Source organism: Ideonella flava (assembly GCF_051857595.1).
Lineage (GTDB): Bacteria > Pseudomonadota > Gammaproteobacteria > Burkholderiales > Burkholderiaceae_C > Ideonella.
Window position 1 is genome coordinate 411,905 of the sequence record NZ_JBPZHD010000007.1, and the last position, 15,086, is coordinate 426,990.

13 protein-coding genes are annotated in these 15,086 nt (G+C 70.0%); 8 read left to right on the top strand and 5 right to left on the bottom strand.

What is annotated here, in order from left to right; translation table 11 throughout:
* Window position 1: 1 nt before the first annotated feature.
* Entirely contained in the window at window positions 2-790 is a 789-nt protein-coding gene (locus tag ACS5PM_RS17740) for a hypothetical protein (RefSeq protein ID WP_439388986.1), read from the bottom strand.
* Window positions 787-2,322, bottom strand: a complete 1,536-nt coding sequence (locus tag ACS5PM_RS17745; RefSeq protein ID WP_439388987.1) for a PilN domain-containing protein — start codon at window positions 2,320-2,322, stop codon at window positions 787-789. The genes ACS5PM_RS17740 and ACS5PM_RS17745 overlap by 4 nt, the downstream gene beginning before the upstream one ends.
* A gap of 200 nt (window positions 2,323-2,522) precedes the next feature.
* On the opposite strand from ACS5PM_RS17745, the gene ACS5PM_RS17750 reads away from it, so the two are divergent.
* From ACS5PM_RS17750 to ACS5PM_RS17760, 3 genes are read left to right on the top strand one after another with little or no spacing between them, the layout of a single operon-like run.
* Window positions 2,523-2,942, top strand: a complete 420-nt coding sequence (locus tag ACS5PM_RS17750) for a hypothetical protein (protein WP_439388988.1) — start codon at window positions 2,523-2,525, stop codon at window positions 2,940-2,942.
* Window positions 2,943-2,949: 7 nt separating this feature from the next.
* Window positions 2,950-4,155, top strand: coding sequence for a PAS domain-containing sensor histidine kinase (locus tag ACS5PM_RS17755; protein ID WP_439388989.1), 1,206 nt, complete (start codon window positions 2,950-2,952; stop codon window positions 4,153-4,155).
* A complete protein-coding gene (locus tag ACS5PM_RS17760) occupies window positions 4,152-5,936 on the top strand; it encodes a glycoside hydrolase family 2 protein (RefSeq protein WP_439388990.1) in 1,785 nt (594 codons plus the stop codon). The genes ACS5PM_RS17755 and ACS5PM_RS17760 overlap by 4 nt, the downstream gene beginning before the upstream one ends.
* Window positions 5,937-5,953: 17 nt before the next feature.
* Here the strand turns inward: ACS5PM_RS17760 and ACS5PM_RS17765 are convergent, their stop codons facing one another.
* Together ACS5PM_RS17765 and glf are read right to left on the bottom strand one after the other, a co-directional pair.
* Window positions 5,954-8,194 (bottom strand): sugar nucleotide-binding protein, encoded by a 2,241-nt coding sequence (locus tag ACS5PM_RS17765; protein ID WP_439388991.1) that lies wholly within the window; start codon window positions 8,192-8,194, stop codon window positions 5,954-5,956.
* Window positions 8,191-9,381 carry a UDP-galactopyranose mutase gene (gene glf, locus ACS5PM_RS17770; protein WP_439389025.1) on the bottom strand — a complete coding sequence of 397 codons (1,191 nt, stop codon included), beginning with the start codon at window positions 9,379-9,381 and terminating at the stop codon, window positions 8,191-8,193. The genes ACS5PM_RS17765 and glf overlap by 4 nt, the downstream gene beginning before the upstream one ends.
* A 121-nt stretch (window positions 9,382-9,502) precedes the next feature.
* Here glf and ACS5PM_RS17775 point away from each other — a divergent pair, with 121 nt between their 5' ends.
* Window positions 9,503-10,654, top strand: a complete 1,152-nt coding sequence (locus tag ACS5PM_RS17775; protein ID WP_439388992.1) for a glycosyltransferase — start codon at window positions 9,503-9,505, stop codon at window positions 10,652-10,654.
* A gap of 178 nt (window positions 10,655-10,832) precedes the next feature.
* Here ACS5PM_RS17775 and ACS5PM_RS17780 read toward each other — a convergent pair whose 3' ends face one another.
* Window positions 10,833-11,003, bottom strand: a complete 171-nt coding sequence (locus ACS5PM_RS17780; protein WP_439388993.1) for a hypothetical protein — start codon at window positions 11,001-11,003, stop codon at window positions 10,833-10,835.
* A gap of 536 nt (window positions 11,004-11,539) precedes the next feature.
* Here ACS5PM_RS17780 and ACS5PM_RS17785 point away from each other — a divergent pair.
* From ACS5PM_RS17785 to ACS5PM_RS17800, 4 genes are all read left to right on the top strand, one after another.
* The gene (locus tag ACS5PM_RS17785; RefSeq protein WP_439388994.1) at window positions 11,540-11,980 is read left to right on the top strand and encodes a division/cell wall cluster transcriptional repressor MraZ; all 441 of its coding nucleotides are present in this window, start codon (window positions 11,540-11,542) and stop codon (window positions 11,978-11,980) included.
* A 78-nt stretch (window positions 11,981-12,058) separates the two neighbouring features.
* Window positions 12,059-12,991, top strand: coding sequence for a 16S rRNA (cytosine(1402)-N(4))-methyltransferase RsmH (rsmH, locus tag ACS5PM_RS17790; RefSeq protein WP_439388995.1), 933 nt, complete (start codon window positions 12,059-12,061; stop codon window positions 12,989-12,991).
* Window positions 12,988-13,272, top strand: a complete 285-nt coding sequence (gene ftsL / locus ACS5PM_RS17795) for a cell division protein FtsL (protein ID WP_439388996.1) — start codon at window positions 12,988-12,990, stop codon at window positions 13,270-13,272. Before rsmH ends, ftsL begins: the two co-directional genes overlap by 4 nt.
* The gene (locus tag ACS5PM_RS17800) at window positions 13,269-15,086 is read left to right on the top strand and encodes a peptidoglycan D,D-transpeptidase FtsI family protein (RefSeq protein WP_439388997.1); all 1,818 of its coding nucleotides are present in this window, start codon (window positions 13,269-13,271) and stop codon (window positions 15,084-15,086) included. The genes ftsL and ACS5PM_RS17800 overlap by 4 nt, the downstream gene beginning before the upstream one ends.

The following is a 15,086-nucleotide window of genomic DNA, read 5'->3' on the forward strand; positions in this document are numbered from 1 at the left end:
GTCACAGCTCGAGCCAGGCTCTGTGGACGCTCAAGGTGTAGACCGTGAAGTTCAGGCGCACGGTGGGGTGGCGCTCGACCTTCATCGCGATGCCGCCCCAGAGCAGGCGGGGCCCGGGCAGGTTCTCCAGCGTGGCGAGGTAGTTCATCAGGTCGCCGTAGCTGCCTTCGACGGTGATCTCGACGCCATGGCGATAGAGCGAGGCGGTCGGCAACGCAGGAGGCGGTGCGGCAGCGGCCTGCGCGCTCAGGCCTGCGGCCAGCGCCGGCACGGCCGAGGCGGCCGCCGCCGGCAAGGTGGCCGCCGGCATGGGCGGTGGGGCGACGGGCAGCGGGGCATGCGCGTCCTGCGGCGGCAGCGTCTTCAGGCCAACGATGCGCACGCCGCCCTGACGCGGCAGCATCTGCTCCAGCAGCGCGGCCATGCGGTCCGCGCCTATGAGTCCGGCCTGCGTCGCGGCCAGGCCTTGCGCGCCGGCAGCGGTGCGTTCCTTCCACTGGGCGATCTCGGCTGTCAGCGCGCGGCGCTCGGCATCGCCTTGGACCCGGCGCCTGTCGGATTCGTCCATCAGCGCCTGCTGGGCACTGCGGGCATCGGCCAGCGACTGCGACCCTTCCTTGAAGTGGCGCCACGCGGGGGTGAGCCAGAAGCGGTCGCCGGCCAGCAGCAGCACGGCGACCACGGCCAGCACCATCGCGATGCGCTCGCGCCGCGGCCGGGCATCGAAGCGGCGGCCCAGGGCCAGTGCGCCCTGGCGGATCTCGAAGAGCTTGTCTTGCCAAGCTTTCATCTCGACGAGCCCTCCGTCGCGACCGACGCGAGGCCGCCCAGGGTGAACTCGGTCAGGCCCTCGGCCGGCGTGAGCTGCAGCCGGGCGAACTGGCGGCCCTTGAAGGCCTCCTCCTGGTTCAGCCGTTGCAGGTAGCCGGGCAGGGCGGCCGGATCGATCATGCGGCCCTGCAGTTCGAGGGCGCCGGTGGCGCCGGCCACGCTGAAGCCGGTGATCCAGACGTTGCCCTGGCTCTGGCGCGACAGCGCGGCAAAGAAGGGCGTGTAGCCGTTGGCGGCGTGTCGCAGGTGGCTGTCGATCTCGGCGCGCAGGCGGCGCTGCTCCATGTCCAGCACCTGCAGGCGCTGGCGTTCGGCAGCCAGCCGTTGCACGGCATCGGCGCCGCCGGGGTCGCGGGCCTCGAGCTGGGCGCGTTGCTGCGGCAGGGCCTGGGTCAGGGCGACGGCCTCGGCCTGGCGGTGACCCGCCCAGGCGTCCAGGCCGGTGGCCACGGCCCAGCTGGCGGCCAGGGCGGCCCCGGTGGTGACCAGGCCTTGCGTGGCGCGCCACGCGGTGCGGGCGGGCCGAGCGGTCGGCGGGTCGAGGTTCAGGTCGGCAGGGGCGTCGTTCGGCTCGGTGCCCGGCACCCGGCGCAAGGCGGCGCCTATGGCGACCCAGTGCTCGCCGAGCGGCACGTCCGACGGCAGGGCGGAAACGTCCAGGCGCCCGGCGAAATCGGCCACCTTGACCGGCACGTAGACCAGCTCGCGGGCGAAGTCGGCAAAGGTGTCCGAGCCCGGGCCGGGCAGCAGGTCCAGCCGCTCCAGGCCGACCTGGCTGAAGACGCGGTCGAAGCCGTCCAGCGTGCGTTGCAGCTCCAGGCCGGCGCGTTCCATCGCCGGCATGCGAAGGGATTCGTCCTCTCCGGCCAGCTGGGCGCGTGGCACTTCGATCTGGCGTGACAGCAGCAGCGCGCCGGCCACGGTGATGACCAGCGTGGCGTGCGTCTGCCCCAGGTGCAGCAGGGCATGGCCGCGGCCGGGCGTGGAGAGCAGGGCGCTCAGGTTGCGCAGCGCGGTCTCGACGATGTCGACTGCCTGCCAGCGCCAGCCGGCATCCTCGCCGGCGCGCTGCCATTCATGGCGGACGGCGGCCGAAGCGGCCACCGCGATCAGGGTGCGCTGGTTGCGCGGGCCCGCCTGGGGCGGCATCGGCAGCAGGTCGATGGCGGCGCCGTCGACCGGGAATTCGAGCTGGTCCTTCAGCCGCCAGCGCAGCGCATCTCGCCACTCCTCGGGCGGCATCTCCGGCGCTTCGGTCTGCAGCAATTGATAGCGCCCGCGGTCCAGCACCACGGCCACCGGCAGCGGGCCCCCGGGCGCGGCCCGGCGGGCGCGGTGCAAGGCGGCGGCGAGGGTGCTGCGCACCGGCTCGCTGTGAAGCCATCGCACCCGGGGTCTATCGCCCGGCTCGACCCACGCCAGGCGCAGCGCGGCCCCCTGCGACACGCAGGACAACCAGCCGGAGGGGGCGAAGCGGGAACGAAAGCGCACGGCAAAAGGACCCATGAGGAGCACTGGGGAGGCATGTTCTGCGCTGCCCCGGGCCGGCAGTCGGGCGAAAAGCGGCCGGATTCGTGGGCAGACCCGCCGCGCCGGCCTTGAGGCAGGTCAAAGTCAAGACCTCCCTACACGCCTGCCGCCGCCGTCGCCTGGCTCGCCGCTTGCCCCGGCTGCCGTGTAGGAGACCGACCATGCGTTCCATCCCCACCCGCCTAGTCCTGCCGTTGCTGGCCTTGGCCTTGTCGATCGCCGGCTGCGCCAGCCGCGAATCGCGCGAGGCCGGCTACGACCGCTGGCTGTCGCCCTGGCAGGGCGCCAGTGAAGAATCGCTGCGGGCCCGCTGGGGCCGGCCGGTGAGCGAGGAGCCGGAGGGCAGCGGCAAGCGCCTGGTGTACGTCTACAGCCAGCCGCCCGGCTCCGGCGGCAGCCTGGGCATCAGCATCGGCGGCTTTGGCATAGGCGGTGGCGGCCACACGGCGGTCGGCGTGGGCGTGGGCGGCACGGTCCCGCTTTCACCGGGAGGGCCGGAAACCTGCACGACCTACTTCCACGTCGAGCAAGGCAAGGTGGTGTCGTGGACCTTCGAGGGCGCCGGCTGCTCGGCGCCCTGAGCACCGAGTGCCCGCCGCCGTGGGACAAGGCGAGTTCTGCTCCTGGAACGAGGAGGACGCTCGCGCGTTCAGCGAGCTGATGCTTTGCGGCACCCGGCAGCTCGGGGTGGTCATGTACGGCGCCGCCGGCCAGATCACGGGCTGGAACCGGGGGGCCCGCTTCATCACCGGCTTCGCCGACAGCGACGTGCTGGGTCGGCCGCTCGGCATGCTCTTCGTGCCCGAAGACCGCGCGCTGCGGCTGGATGAGCACGAGCGCAACACCGCGGGCGCGGTGGGCTTCGCCGAGGACGAGCGATGGCACCTGCGCAAGGATGGGTCGGTGTTCTGGTCCAGCGGCGTGAGCGTGCCGATCCGGCGCCATGGCGCCGAGGTCACCGGGTTCGTCAAGGTCTTCCGCGATGCGACTCACCTGCGCAGCCGCATGAAGTCCCTGGAGAACCTGGTCCAGCAGAGTCAGGGCCAGCGGATGGATTGCGACCGCCTGATAGGCACCGTCGCCCATGAGCTGCGCAACCCCCTGGCGCCGCTGAAGAACGCCATCGAGCTCATGGGTGCCTCGCCGGACGTGGCGGCAGCCCAGTCCCAGTCGCTGGGCATCATGCGGCGCCAGCTGGCCCACCTGGAAAGGCTGGTGGAGGACCTGATGGACTTCACGCGGGTCCAGGCCGGCAAGCTCAGGCTGGCCTATGAGACGGTCGTCCTGCAGGAGCTGCTGTCCGAGGCGCTGGGGAACTGCCGCATCGCGGCCGACCAGAAGGGCGTCGCCTTGGCATCGGTCTTCCCGCCGAGCTCGATCGAGGCGCAGGTCGACCCGCAACGCCTGCTGCAGGTGGTCGTCAACCTGCTGAACAACGCGATCAAGTTCACGCCCGGCGGGGGCCGGGTCTGGCTGACCTTCTCGACCGACCTGAGCCACTTCCTGATCCAGGTGACGGACAACGGCAGGGGCATCAGCTCGCCAATGCTGCCCAGGATCTTCGAGGCGTTCACCCAGGCCAGCGAAACCGAGAGCCACCGCGGTGCGGGGCTGGGCCTGGGCCTGGCGGTGGTCAAGGAGATCGTCTCGCTGCACGGGGGCACGGTGGACGTTCGCAGCGAAGGCCCGGCCAAGGGAAGCGAGTTCGTCGTGCGCATCCCCCTGCGGCCTGCGCCTTCGCCCGAACCCACCCCAGCCGAGGCGCCGCCCGGCCCGAGCAGGAGAACCGCGTGAACCATGGCTATCCCAGGCCCCAGCTGCGCCGCGGCGACTGGACTTCGCTGGACGGACCCTGGCGCTTCTGCTTCGACGACGAGCGCCGCTTCTCGACGCCGGCGCAGATCGAGCACTGGCCGCTGCAGATCATCGTGCCTTTCGCGCCCGAGTCCCAGGCCAGCGGCATCGGCGACCAGCGGTTCCATGCCGCCTGCTGGTACGAGCGCGAGTTCGAGTGCCGGCCGGGGCGCGATCGCGTCATCCTTCGCTTCGGCGCGGTCGACTACGCGGCGAGGGTCTGGCTCAACGGGCGGCTGGTGGTCACGCACGAGGGCGGCTACACGCCCTTCTGGTGCGACATCACCGATGCGCTCGACCCTTCGGGCCTGCAGATCCTCACGGTCGGCGTCCAGGACGACCCGCACGACCTGACCAAGCCGCGCGGCAAGCAGGACTGGCAGGAGCAGCCACATTCGATCTGGTACCCGCGCACGACCGGCATCTGGCAGACGGTCTGGTGGGAGCGCGTCAGCCGCACCTATGTCGAGAAGATCCGCTGGACGCCGCACCTGGAACGCTTCGCCATTGGCCTGGAGGTGCGCATCGCGGGCGATCCCGCGCCGGACCTGTGGCTGGACGTCTCGCTGAGCCACGGCAAGCGTCAGCTCGCGCGGGACCGCTACCAGGTGGTCGAGCGCGAGGTGGACCGCTTCGTCGTGCTGTCCGATCCCGGGATAGACGACTTCCGCAACGAGTTGCTGTGGAGCCCGGAGCGACCGACCCTCATCGCCGCGCACGTGCGGCTGCTGCAGGGCGACACGGTGATCGACGAGTTCGATTCGTACACCGCCCTGCGCTCCGTGCACATCCTGCGCGACCGCTTCATGCTCAACGGCCGGCCCTACCTGCTGCGCCTGGTGCTCGACCAGGGCTACTGGCCGGGGACCCTGATGACCGCGCCCAGCGACGAAGCCTTCCGGCGCGACGTGGAGCTGGTCAAGGCCATGGGCTTCAACGGCGTGCGCAAGCACCAGAAGCTGGAGGACCCGCGCTATCTCTACTGGGCCGATGTGCTGGGGATCGTGGTGTGGAGCGAGATGCCTTCGGCCTACCGCTTCACCCGCACGGCCATCCGCCGCACGGTGCGCGAGTGGACCGAGGCGATAGAGCGCGACTACAGCCACCCCTGCGTCATCGTGTGGGTGCCGTTCAACGAAAGCTGGGGCGTGCCCGACCTGACGGCCGTTGGCGAGCAGCGCCATGCCGTGCAGGCCCTGTATCACCTCACGAAGACGCTGGATGCCACGCGGCCGGTGATCGGCAACGACGGCTGGGAAAGCAGCGCCACCGACATCATCGGCATCCACGACTACGACGCCAACACCGAGCACATCCGGCAGCGCTACGGCGCGGAGATCAAGTCCGAGCAGCTGTTCGACCGCCGGCGCCCGGGCGGGCGCATCCTCACGCTGGACGGCTATCCGCACCGAGGCCAGCCCATCATGCTGACCGAGTTCGGCGGCATCGCCTTCGACCCGAACCCGGGGCCGGGCGGCAGCCGGACGACCTGGGGCTACACCGTGGCGAGCGATGCCCGGTCGTTCAAGCGCCTGTATTGCGCGCTGATCGACACGGTGATCCATACCGCGCTGTTCTCGGGCTTCTGCTACACCCAGTTCACCGACACGTTCCAGGAGGCCAACGGCCTGCTGTGCGCGGACAGGACCCCGAAGATGCCGCTGCAGGAGATCGCCCGGGCGACCAGCGCCTCGCGCACGCACATCCCCGGCGGCGTGTAGCGCAACAGTCTGAGGCCCTAGGCGCCGGCTTCATCCAGCGCTTCAGGCTGGACCTGCAGGGGCGTCACGTCGTCCTCGGATGCAGGCGCCTGCGCTTCCAGGGGCAGCACATCGGGCCCCACCTCGGCGAAGTAGCGCGACAGCGCGTTGTCCAGCGTCGGCATGAGGCAGGCACGCTCGCTGGCCAGCACCACGCGGTCCGGGCGGCGTGCCTTCTGGCCCAGCGCGCGGGCGGGCAGGGCGTCGACGCGCGCGGCGTCCAGCCCCGAACGCTGCGCCACCATCCGCGCCCAGTCGGCCCAGCTCAGGGCCCCCTGGTTGGCCAGGTGCCAGAGGCCCGATTCGCCGTCGATCAGCAGGTCCAGCGAAGCGGTCACCAGGTCTCGCACATAGGTGGGGGACACCACCTGGTCCTCGGCGGCTTGCCACCGGTGGCCGGCGCGCAGGGCGGCCAGGCCGCGGGTCACGAAGTTGTGCGGGTCCCACGGGCCGAAGAACGCCGCGGTGCGGATGACCAGCGCATCGGGCGCGCGCGCCAGCACGCGGCGCTCGGCCTCGGCCTTGGCTGCGCCGTAGGCGTTCAGGGGGTGGGGCTCGTCGCTCTCGACGTAGTCGCCCTGCTTGGCGCCATCGAAGACGAGGTCGCTCGAGTAGCTCACCAGGCGCACGCCGTGCTGCGAGCAGACCTCGGCGAGCGCGGCCGGGCCGATCGTGTTCTCCCGCCACTGGCGGGCCGGCTCGGCCTGGGCCGCATCGACGTCGACGAAGCCCGCGGCGTTGATGACGGCCCAGGGGCGCCATCGCAACAGCGCGGCCTCGATGGACTTCAGGTCGGCGATGTCGAGATGCTGGCGACCCAGCAAGCGGTACGGCAGCCCGCGCAGCTGGCACAGGTGGGCGAACGCGCGTGCCAGGGTGCCTCGCGCGCCGGTGATCAGCACCGGCCGCCCGGCTGTTGGCATCGCCTGCGGCTCGCCATGCGGCGACACCAGGTGCCGGATGCCGCGCTGCCACCAGCCGCGTCCGGCCAGCACCGGATGGCTGGCTGGTTCCCCGCGCGCGAGCTCGCGTGCGAGACGGGCCAGGGCGGTGGGCCGCGGGGTCGCTCCGCGAACGTCCCACAGGCCGGATTCGTAGCGGCCAAGGCGCAGGGTGACGAGACTGTCCCAGTCGTAGGTGCCGAAGGCGGCCCAGGCCGTCACCGCGCGGACGTCCACCCCGCTGCCGCGCAGCGATTGCGCCGCGCGCCAGGCCTGGTGCAGCCAGCGCATCTGCTCTTCGCGAGAGCAGCCGAGGTGGACTTCGGTCAGCGCCACCGGCAGCCCGTAGCGCTCCCAGGCTTCGCGCAAGCGCTCCTGGACGCCGCCGGCCGCCGGGCCCAGCACCCGGACGCTTTCGATGTCGACATAGCGGTCCCGGCCATTGCCCCCGTGCGTGCTCGGGGGGTACAGCTCGAGTCGGTCGTCGAGGAAACGCTCGCTGGTGACGTAGCAGTTGATGCCGATCAGGTCCGGGGTGCAGGGCCTCTCGACGAGCGCTTCCAGCTCGTCCTGCCCGGCGCCGTGCTGGCGCAGGTAGGGCCACATCGGGTGCTGCGCATCGACCCGGCCGCCAAGAAGGTCGAATCCCAGCCAGCGGCGCTCGTTGTCGAAGTCGGCCTGGTACTGCAGCGCCGGCGCGGCGAACGCGAAGCCGAGGTCGTCGGTCTGGACGAGCCGGGCCTGGGGGTTCACCGCGCGGATCGCCTCCATCGCCAGGCCGGTGGCGCGGATCTGGTTCAGCAAGGCCCGCACGAAGGCCCTGTCATCCCGGCGATGCGGATACCACAGGCCATACAGGCCACTGAAGCGCGCCGTCGTCAGGGGCTCGTTGACGGGCGTGTAGTGGTCCAGTTGCGGATAGCGCCGAGCCACCTCGCCGGCATGGCGGGCCAGGCCGGTGGCGAAGGACGGGTCCAGCAGGTCGGTCCCCCGCGGGCCGCTGCCATGGTGCACCAGGCCTGCGATGCAGGGCAGGCCCAGCTCGTCCAGGCGGGCGACGCGTTCGTCGGCCCAACGCCAGTCGGCAGGGCCATCGACGTGGCTGACGGCACGCTCCCACAGCAGAGGGAGCCGCACCCGGCGCACGCCCAGGCCTGCGAGCCGGTCCAGGTCGTCCAGGCGCGCGGCAAAGCCGGTCTCTTCCAGCTGGTCCCGGACCTCGTCGCCGACGCGGTTGACGGTGCATTCCGGGCCGGCCCAAAGCTCCAGCGGCCTCATTTCGGCGCCGTGGCCAGATCCTGCGACACCGCGGCGGCGGCCTCCTGGCGCGCGCGCAATCGCTTGAAGGTGGCCAGCGCCTGGCCCACCACCTGGTCCATGTTGTAGTAGCGGTAGGTCGCCAGGCGGCCGACGAAGGTGACGTTGGACAAGGCCTCGGCCTCCTGCTCGTAGCACCGGTACAGCTGCGCATTGGCCGGGCGCGGCACCGGGTAGTAGGGGTCGCCCTCGGCGCAGGGGTATTCGTAGACCACCGACGTGCGCGTATTCCGCTGGCCGGTGAGGTGCTTGAACTCGGTGATGCGGGTGTAGGCGAAGTCGTTGGGGTAGTTCACCGTGCCGACGCGCTGGAACTGCTCCTGTTCCAGCGTGCGGTGCTCGAAGCGGATGCTGCGGTAGGGCAGCCGGCCGTGCTTGCAGTCGAAGAAGGCATCGATGGGGCCGGTGTAGACCATGTGACGCCACGGCACCACGTCGACGATTTCCCGGTAGTCGGTGTTCAGCATCACCTTGATGTTGGGGTGCGCCAGCATCTTCTCGAACATCCGGCTGTAGCCATGCAGGGGCATGGCCTGGAAGGTGTCGGTGAAATAGCGGTCGTCGCGGTTGGTGCGCGTCGGCACGCGCGCGGTGACCGAGGCGTCGAGCTCCGACGGGTCCAGGTCCCACTGCTTGCGCGTGTAGCCGCGGAAGAACTTGTTGTACAGCTCGCGCCCGACCTTGCTCACGATCACGTCCTCGGAGTTGCGGATCTCGGGTCTGCGCTCGGCCACCGCTTCGAGCCAGTCCTTCATCTGGAAGGCATCCAGCCGCATGCCGTAGAGCAGGTTGACCGTGTCGAGGTTGATGGGCAGCGGCACCAGTTGGCCGTCCACGCTGGCCAGCACCCGATGCTGGTAGGGGCGCCAATCGGTGAACCGCGACAGGTAGTCGAAGATCTCGGCCGAGTTGGTGTGGAAGATGTGAGGCCCGTACGGGTGGATCAGCAGACCGGCGTCGTCATGGCGGTCGTAGGCATTGCCGCCGACGTGCGGGCGCTTGTCCACCAGCAGTACGCGCTGGCCCAGCTCGCCGGCCAGACGCTCCGCCAGCACGCTGCCGGCGAAGCCGGCGCCGACGATGAGGTAGTCGAAGCCGAGGCTGGTGGGGGCAGCCCAGGCCGCGGGCTGTTTGCCGTGGTTAATCATTTCCATGGCGGGGTCCCCAGCAAGCGACGCTCCCACTCGCCGCGTCGCTGGCATCCCGCTTGCCTGAAGGGGTCCAACGGCCGGCGCGGTGCCGGTCCAGAAATCTCAAGCAAGGAAAGTCATGTCCAGCGTCCTCGTCTTTTGCCATCTCCGGTGGGACTTCGTGTACCAGCGGCCCCAGCACCTGCTGTCGCGCATCGCGCGGCGGCATGAGGTGATCTTCGTCGAGGAGCCGTTGCAGGCCGAAGGTCCGCCCCGCCTGGAAGTGACTTCGCCGAGCCCGGGCGTCACGGTGCTGCGGCCCCGGACTGCGCACCCCGAGCCGGGGTTCAACGACGAACAGCTCGCCCTGGTCGAGCCGCTGGTCCGCGGCTACCTGGTCGACCACGCGGTGGACGACTACATCGCCTGGTTCTACACGCCCATGGCCCTGCCGCTGATGGCGGAGCTCCAGCCGCGCGCGGTGGTGTTCGATTGCATGGACGAACTGTCGTCCTTCAAGGGCGCGCCGCGGCAGCTGCGCCAGCGCGAGGCCGCGCTCATGAAGGCCAGCGACCTCGTCCTGACCGGTGGCCCCAGCCTGTACGAGGCCCGGCGCTCGCTGCACCCGAACGTGATGTGCCTGCCGAGCGCCGTCGATGCCGCCCACTTCGGACCCGGCTCGGCAGCCCACGTCACGGGTGACTTCGAGGCCGCGCGCCTGCAAGGCCACATCCCCGGGCCGCGCCTGGGCTTCTTCGGGGTGATCGATGAACGCCTGGACGTCGAGCTCGTGGCTGCAATCGCCGATGCCGACCCGCAGTGGCAGGTGGTGATGGTCGGGCCGGTGGTGAAGATCGATCCGGCGCAACTTCCGCGCCGCGCGAACATCCACTGGCTCGGCCAGCAGAGCTACTCCGTGCTGCCGAGCCTGGTGGCGGGCTGGGACGTCTGCCTGCTGCCCTTCGCGCAGAACGAGGCCACCCGCTTCATCAGCCCGACCAAGACGCTGGAGTACATGGCCGCCGAGAAGCCGGTGGTGAGCACCCCGGTTCGCGACGTGGTGTCCCTGTACGGCCAGGTCGTCGAGGTGGCGCAGGATCACGCGGCCTTCATCGAGGCCTGCCGGCGGGCGCTGGCCGAGAGCGCCGACGAGGGCCTGCGGCGCGTCGTCCGCATGCGCGGCTGCGTGGCACGTCACTCCTGGGACGTCGCCGCCGAGCGTGTCCTCGATGCCATGCGCGAGGTGCTGGAGCCGCAGGCGGCGCGGACAGCGGAGGTGGCCGTCGGCTGAATCCGCAGGCGGCGGACGAGGGCGATCGGCTCCGGCCTTTCGCTCCGCGCTGCGCGTTGATGCGTCCGCAGGGGTGAAGCGCGCTCCCTCATGGGGCCACCCCGATGGCGCCGGGGCGCCGTGCAGGCGGTGAGGTCTTGCGAAGCTCGACCCCACCGCCTTTCGCGAGTCCGCGTTGTCAGCGCTTCTGATCGCTCTTGTTGCTGCCGCCCTTGCTGGCGCCACCGGTGGTGCCGCTGCTGGTGCGGCCGCCGCCGCCTTGCTGACGTTCGCTGCCGGATTCCTGCTTCTGCTGCTGCTCGGGTCGGCTGCCGCCGCTCTTCTTCTGGTCACGCTTTTGCTGGGTCATGGTGAGCTCCGTGGTACGGTTCAAAGGGTTGAAGGCATCGGCCAGGCCGATGCCGGGACTCGGCAAGGGCGATGCCCGAAGGCATGAAGCCGAGACATCGTCGCGTCGGGACGCACAGACCTAACGACTCGCTTCGAGGACTCTGAATACCCGGCAGGCGGTCCCGCCTGGATGCCCTACCGATCGCCTTGGCGAACTGGTCGAGAAGACTGGCAGGTTGAGCGCCGCTGCCGTGCGACCCGCGGAGACAACCGCCGAGTCGCCCGAGTCACAGTGCTGGCTGGTGCACAGCGTTGCCCCGCGCATGGAAGTCCGCCCCGGGCCTGGTGCCTGCGTAAGTGCTCACCCATCACTTTGAGAGCCGCTCCCAAGTCCTTGCTTTTCAAGGACTTTCGCGTTGTGGTGCTTGCGCTTTCGCCGCTAAGTACCTGATTTCATTGAATTTTTTCGAGTTGTTTCATTGACCCTGCATCTGGGGTGAGATAAAGTGGGGCAAAGTGCAATTTAGTGGCGAAATGTGGAGCCCCGGGGGCTGAGTGTCCGAGTTCGTGTTTCAAGGTGAGTCCGCGCTGACGCTGGACGGCAAAGGCCGGGTGACCGTGCCTGCCCGTTTCCGCGACGCCCTGGGCGCCTTGTGCCAGGGACAGATGACCTTGAGCAAGAGCCCCTCTCGCTGCCTGCTGCTGTTCCCCCGGCCGGCGTGGATTGAATTCCGCGCCAAGCTGCTCGCGCTGCCGATGGAGGCGGACAATTTCCGCCGTCTGTACCTGGGCAGTGCCATGGATGTCGACATCGACAGCGGCTCCCGCGTCCTGCTGTCGCCGGAGCTGCGCGCGTGGGCGCGGCTCGACAAGGACCTCATGCTGGTCGGCATGGGCGGCCGGATGGAGATCTGGGACCGCGACCGCTACCTCGCCGACCAGGAAGCCACGCTGGCCCAGCCGATGCCCGACGCATTGCGCAACCTGGTCCTGTAGAGGCGCGCCATGTCAGCATCGAAGAAGACCAGGGCGCCGCGGGCCGAGCGCCGGCCTGCCCCCAAGCCGGTCCGCAGCTTGGACGACGGCCACCATCACACCACGGTCCTGCTGGACGAAGCCGTCGAGGCCTTGCTCACCCGGCCCGACGGCGTGTATGTCGACGGCACCTTCGGCCGGGGCGGGCATTCGCGCCTGCTGCTGGCCCGGCTCGGGCCGACGGGGCGCCTGTTCGTCTTCGACAAGGATCCGGAGGCGATCGCCGCGGCCAGGGCGATCGAGGATCCCCGGCTGACCATCTGCCACGCCAGCTTCGCCCAGATGCGCGAGGAGCTCGCGTCGCTCGGCATCGGGCACGTCGACGGCGTGCTGCTGGATCTGGGCGTCAGCTCGCCGCAGATCGACGATCCCGCGCGCGGGTTCAGCTTCCGCTTCGATGGTCCGCTGGACATGCGGATGGACCCGACGCGCGGCGAGAGCGCCGCCGAATTCCTGGCGCGTGCCGACGAGCGCCTGATTGCCCAAGTGGTACGCGACTATGGCGAAGAACGGTTTGCTGCACCCATTTCAAAGGCGATTGTTGCTCGCCGCACGGACGGGCATCCGCTTCGAACCACATCCGAGCTGGCCCAGCTCCTGGCTCGCACGGTCAAGTCCCGCGAGCCGGGCCAGGACCCTGCGACGCGCACATTTCAAGCTCTTCGGATTTTCGTCAACGCCGAGCTTGAAGACCTCGAACAGGGGCTGAGCGCCGCGGTCGAGATGCTGGCCCCGGGTGGCCGGCTCGTCGTGATCAGCTTCCACTCGCTGGAAGACCGCATCGTCAAGACCTTCATCGCGCACGAAAGCCGCGAGGAGGTCGATCGCCGTGCGCCGTTCGCACCGCCCACGCGCGCCCTGCGCCTGCGGCCGGTCGCCCGCGTCAAGCCCGGCGAGGCGGAGGTGTCGGCCAACCCGCGCGCCCGCTCCGCGGTGCTGCGCGTGGCCGAGCGCCTGGGGGGGGTGGTATGACCCGCCTTTCGCTGCTGCTGCTCGCCGCACTAGTGGTGAGCGGGATCTTCCTCGTGAAGACGAGCTACGAGTCGCGCCGCCTGTTCGCCGAGATCGAGCGCGCCAAGGCCGAAGAGGCCCAGCTCGCCGCCGACGCCAAGCGCCTGGACGCCGAGCGCCGCACCGAGGCCACGCACCTGAAGGTCGAGCGCACCGCGCGCGAGAAGCTGGCGATGAAGCTGGCGACGCCTGACGTGACGGTGTATGTGACCGATGGGCGAGCTTCCGGGGGTACGCCGTGAGGGCGGTTTCGCGCCAGCGCAGCGCGGCGGCCACTTCCGTTCGCGGCGTCAACTACTCGACGAGCCCGCTGCTGGCCTCGAAGACGCCGCCGTGGCGCAGCCGCTTCCTGGTCATGATGGTGGGCCTGGGCTTCCTGGCCCTGGCCGGCCGCGCGCTGTACGTGCAGGTGCTGGAGTCCGACTTCTTCCAGAAGAAGGGCGAGGAGCGCTATGCCTCCACCATCCAGCTGCCCGCCAGCCGCGGCCGCATCCTGGATCGCCACGGCCAGATCCTGGCCATCAGCGTCAACGCGCCCACCATCTCGGTCAATCCGCAGCAGTTCAAGGCCCAGGACGACCAGAAGCGCGCCCTGGTCTCGCTGCTGCGCATGCCGGTCAAGGAGTTCGACGCGAAGCTGGCCGACGGCGGCGCCTACGTCGTGCTGCGCCGCCAGATCGACGACGGCGTGGCGCAGCAGATCCGGGCGCTGAAGGTCAAGGGGTTGACCATCGAGCCGGGCTACATCCGCCGCTATCCCGAGAACGAGGCGGCCGCGCATGTCGTGGGCTTCACCGACATCGAGGACAAGGGCCAGGAGGGCATAGAGCTGACCTTCCAGCGCCAGCTGCAGGGCCACACCGGCTCGCGCGGCGTGCTCAAGGATCGCCTGGGCCGCATCGTCGAGGAGCTCGGCGAGCCGGTCGATCCGCACGACGGCCGCGACGTGCAGCTGACCATCGATTCGCAGGTCCAGGCCCTGGCCTACCAGCGCATCCGCGACGCGGTACAGGAGCACAAGGCCAAGGCCGGCAGCGTGGTGGTGCTCGACGCGCAGAGCGGCGAGATCCTCGCCCTGGCCAACTACCCCAGCTACCTCCCCGGCGAGCGCCGCAACCTCACCGGCGCTCAACTGCGCAACCGCGCCGTCACCGACGTCTTCGAGCCTGGCTCGACGGTCAAGCCCTTCATCGTCTCGATGGCGCTGGAGAAGGGCTTCGTCAAGCCGGACACCCTGCTCGACACGCATCCTTTCAAGGTCGGCCCGCTGCTGGTCAACGATGGTTCGCACTCGCACGATGCGTTGACGGTGGCCCAGGTGATCCAGAAGTCCAGCAACGTCGGCACGGTGAAGATGTCGCAGCGCCTGGACAACAAGGAGATGGGCGAGATGCTCGCCTCGCTCGGCTTCGGCACCAAGCCGCAGATCGGCTTCCCCGGTGCCGCCACCGGCAAGCTGCGGCCCTGGAAGACCTGGAAGCCGGTCGAGAAGGCGACCATGAGCTACGGCTACGGCCTGTCGGCCTCCCTGCTGCAGATCGCCCGGGCCTACACGGCGATCGCCCGCGATGGCGAGCTGGCGCCGCTCACCCTGATCAAGGGCGAGGAGGCGCTGCCGGCCATGCGCATCTTCGAGCCCGAGACCGCGCGCACGATGCGCCAGCTGTTGCGTGGCACCGTGAGCGCCGAGGGCACCGCACCGCTGGCCCAGCCGGTGGGCTACTCGGCCGGCGGCAAGACCGGCACGGCCGAGAAGCAGGAAGGCCGCGGCTACAACAGCGACAAGCACCGCGCCTGGTTCTCCGGCATCTCGCCGATCGACAACCCGCGCGTGGTGGTGGCCGTGATGATCGACGAGCCGACCGGCGTCTACTTCGGCGGCCTCGTGGCCGCGCCGGTGTTCAAGACCGTGGTCGAGCAGACCCTGCGCACCCTGGGCGTCCCCCCGGACATGGAGGTGAAGGCACCGGCCGTCACCGCCCGCACGAACGTGAAGAGCGCCAACCCGAAGGCCGTGGCCCTGGCCCCGACCGACGACGAGAAGGCGATGCACTGA

What these genes read in the sequence shown, in the direction of transcription:
- ACS5PM_RS17740 (WP_439388986.1), bottom strand. Translation starts at nt 790, where the DNA reads ATGAAAGCTTGGCAAGACAAGCTCTTCGAGATCCGCCAGGGCGCACTG.
- ACS5PM_RS17750 (WP_439388988.1), top strand. Translation starts at nt 2,523, where the DNA reads ATGCGTTCCATCCCCACCCGCCTAGTCCTGCCGTTGCTGGCCTTGGCC.
- ACS5PM_RS17765 (WP_439388991.1), bottom strand. Translation starts at nt 8,194, where the DNA reads ATGAGGCCGCTGGAGCTTTGGGCCGGCCCGGAATGCACCGTCAACCGC.
- glf (WP_439389025.1), bottom strand. Translation starts at nt 9,381, where the DNA reads ATGATTAACCACGGCAAACAGCCCGCGGCCTGGGCTGCCCCCACCAGC.
- ACS5PM_RS17775 (WP_439388992.1), top strand. Translation starts at nt 9,503, where the DNA reads ATGTCCAGCGTCCTCGTCTTTTGCCATCTCCGGTGGGACTTCGTGTAC.
- ACS5PM_RS17780 (WP_439388993.1), bottom strand. Translation starts at nt 11,003, where the DNA reads ATGACCCAGCAAAAGCGTGACCAGAAGAAGAGCGGCGGCAGCCGACCC.
- ftsL (WP_439388996.1), top strand. Translation starts at nt 12,988, where the DNA reads ATGACCCGCCTTTCGCTGCTGCTGCTCGCCGCACTAGTGGTGAGCGGG.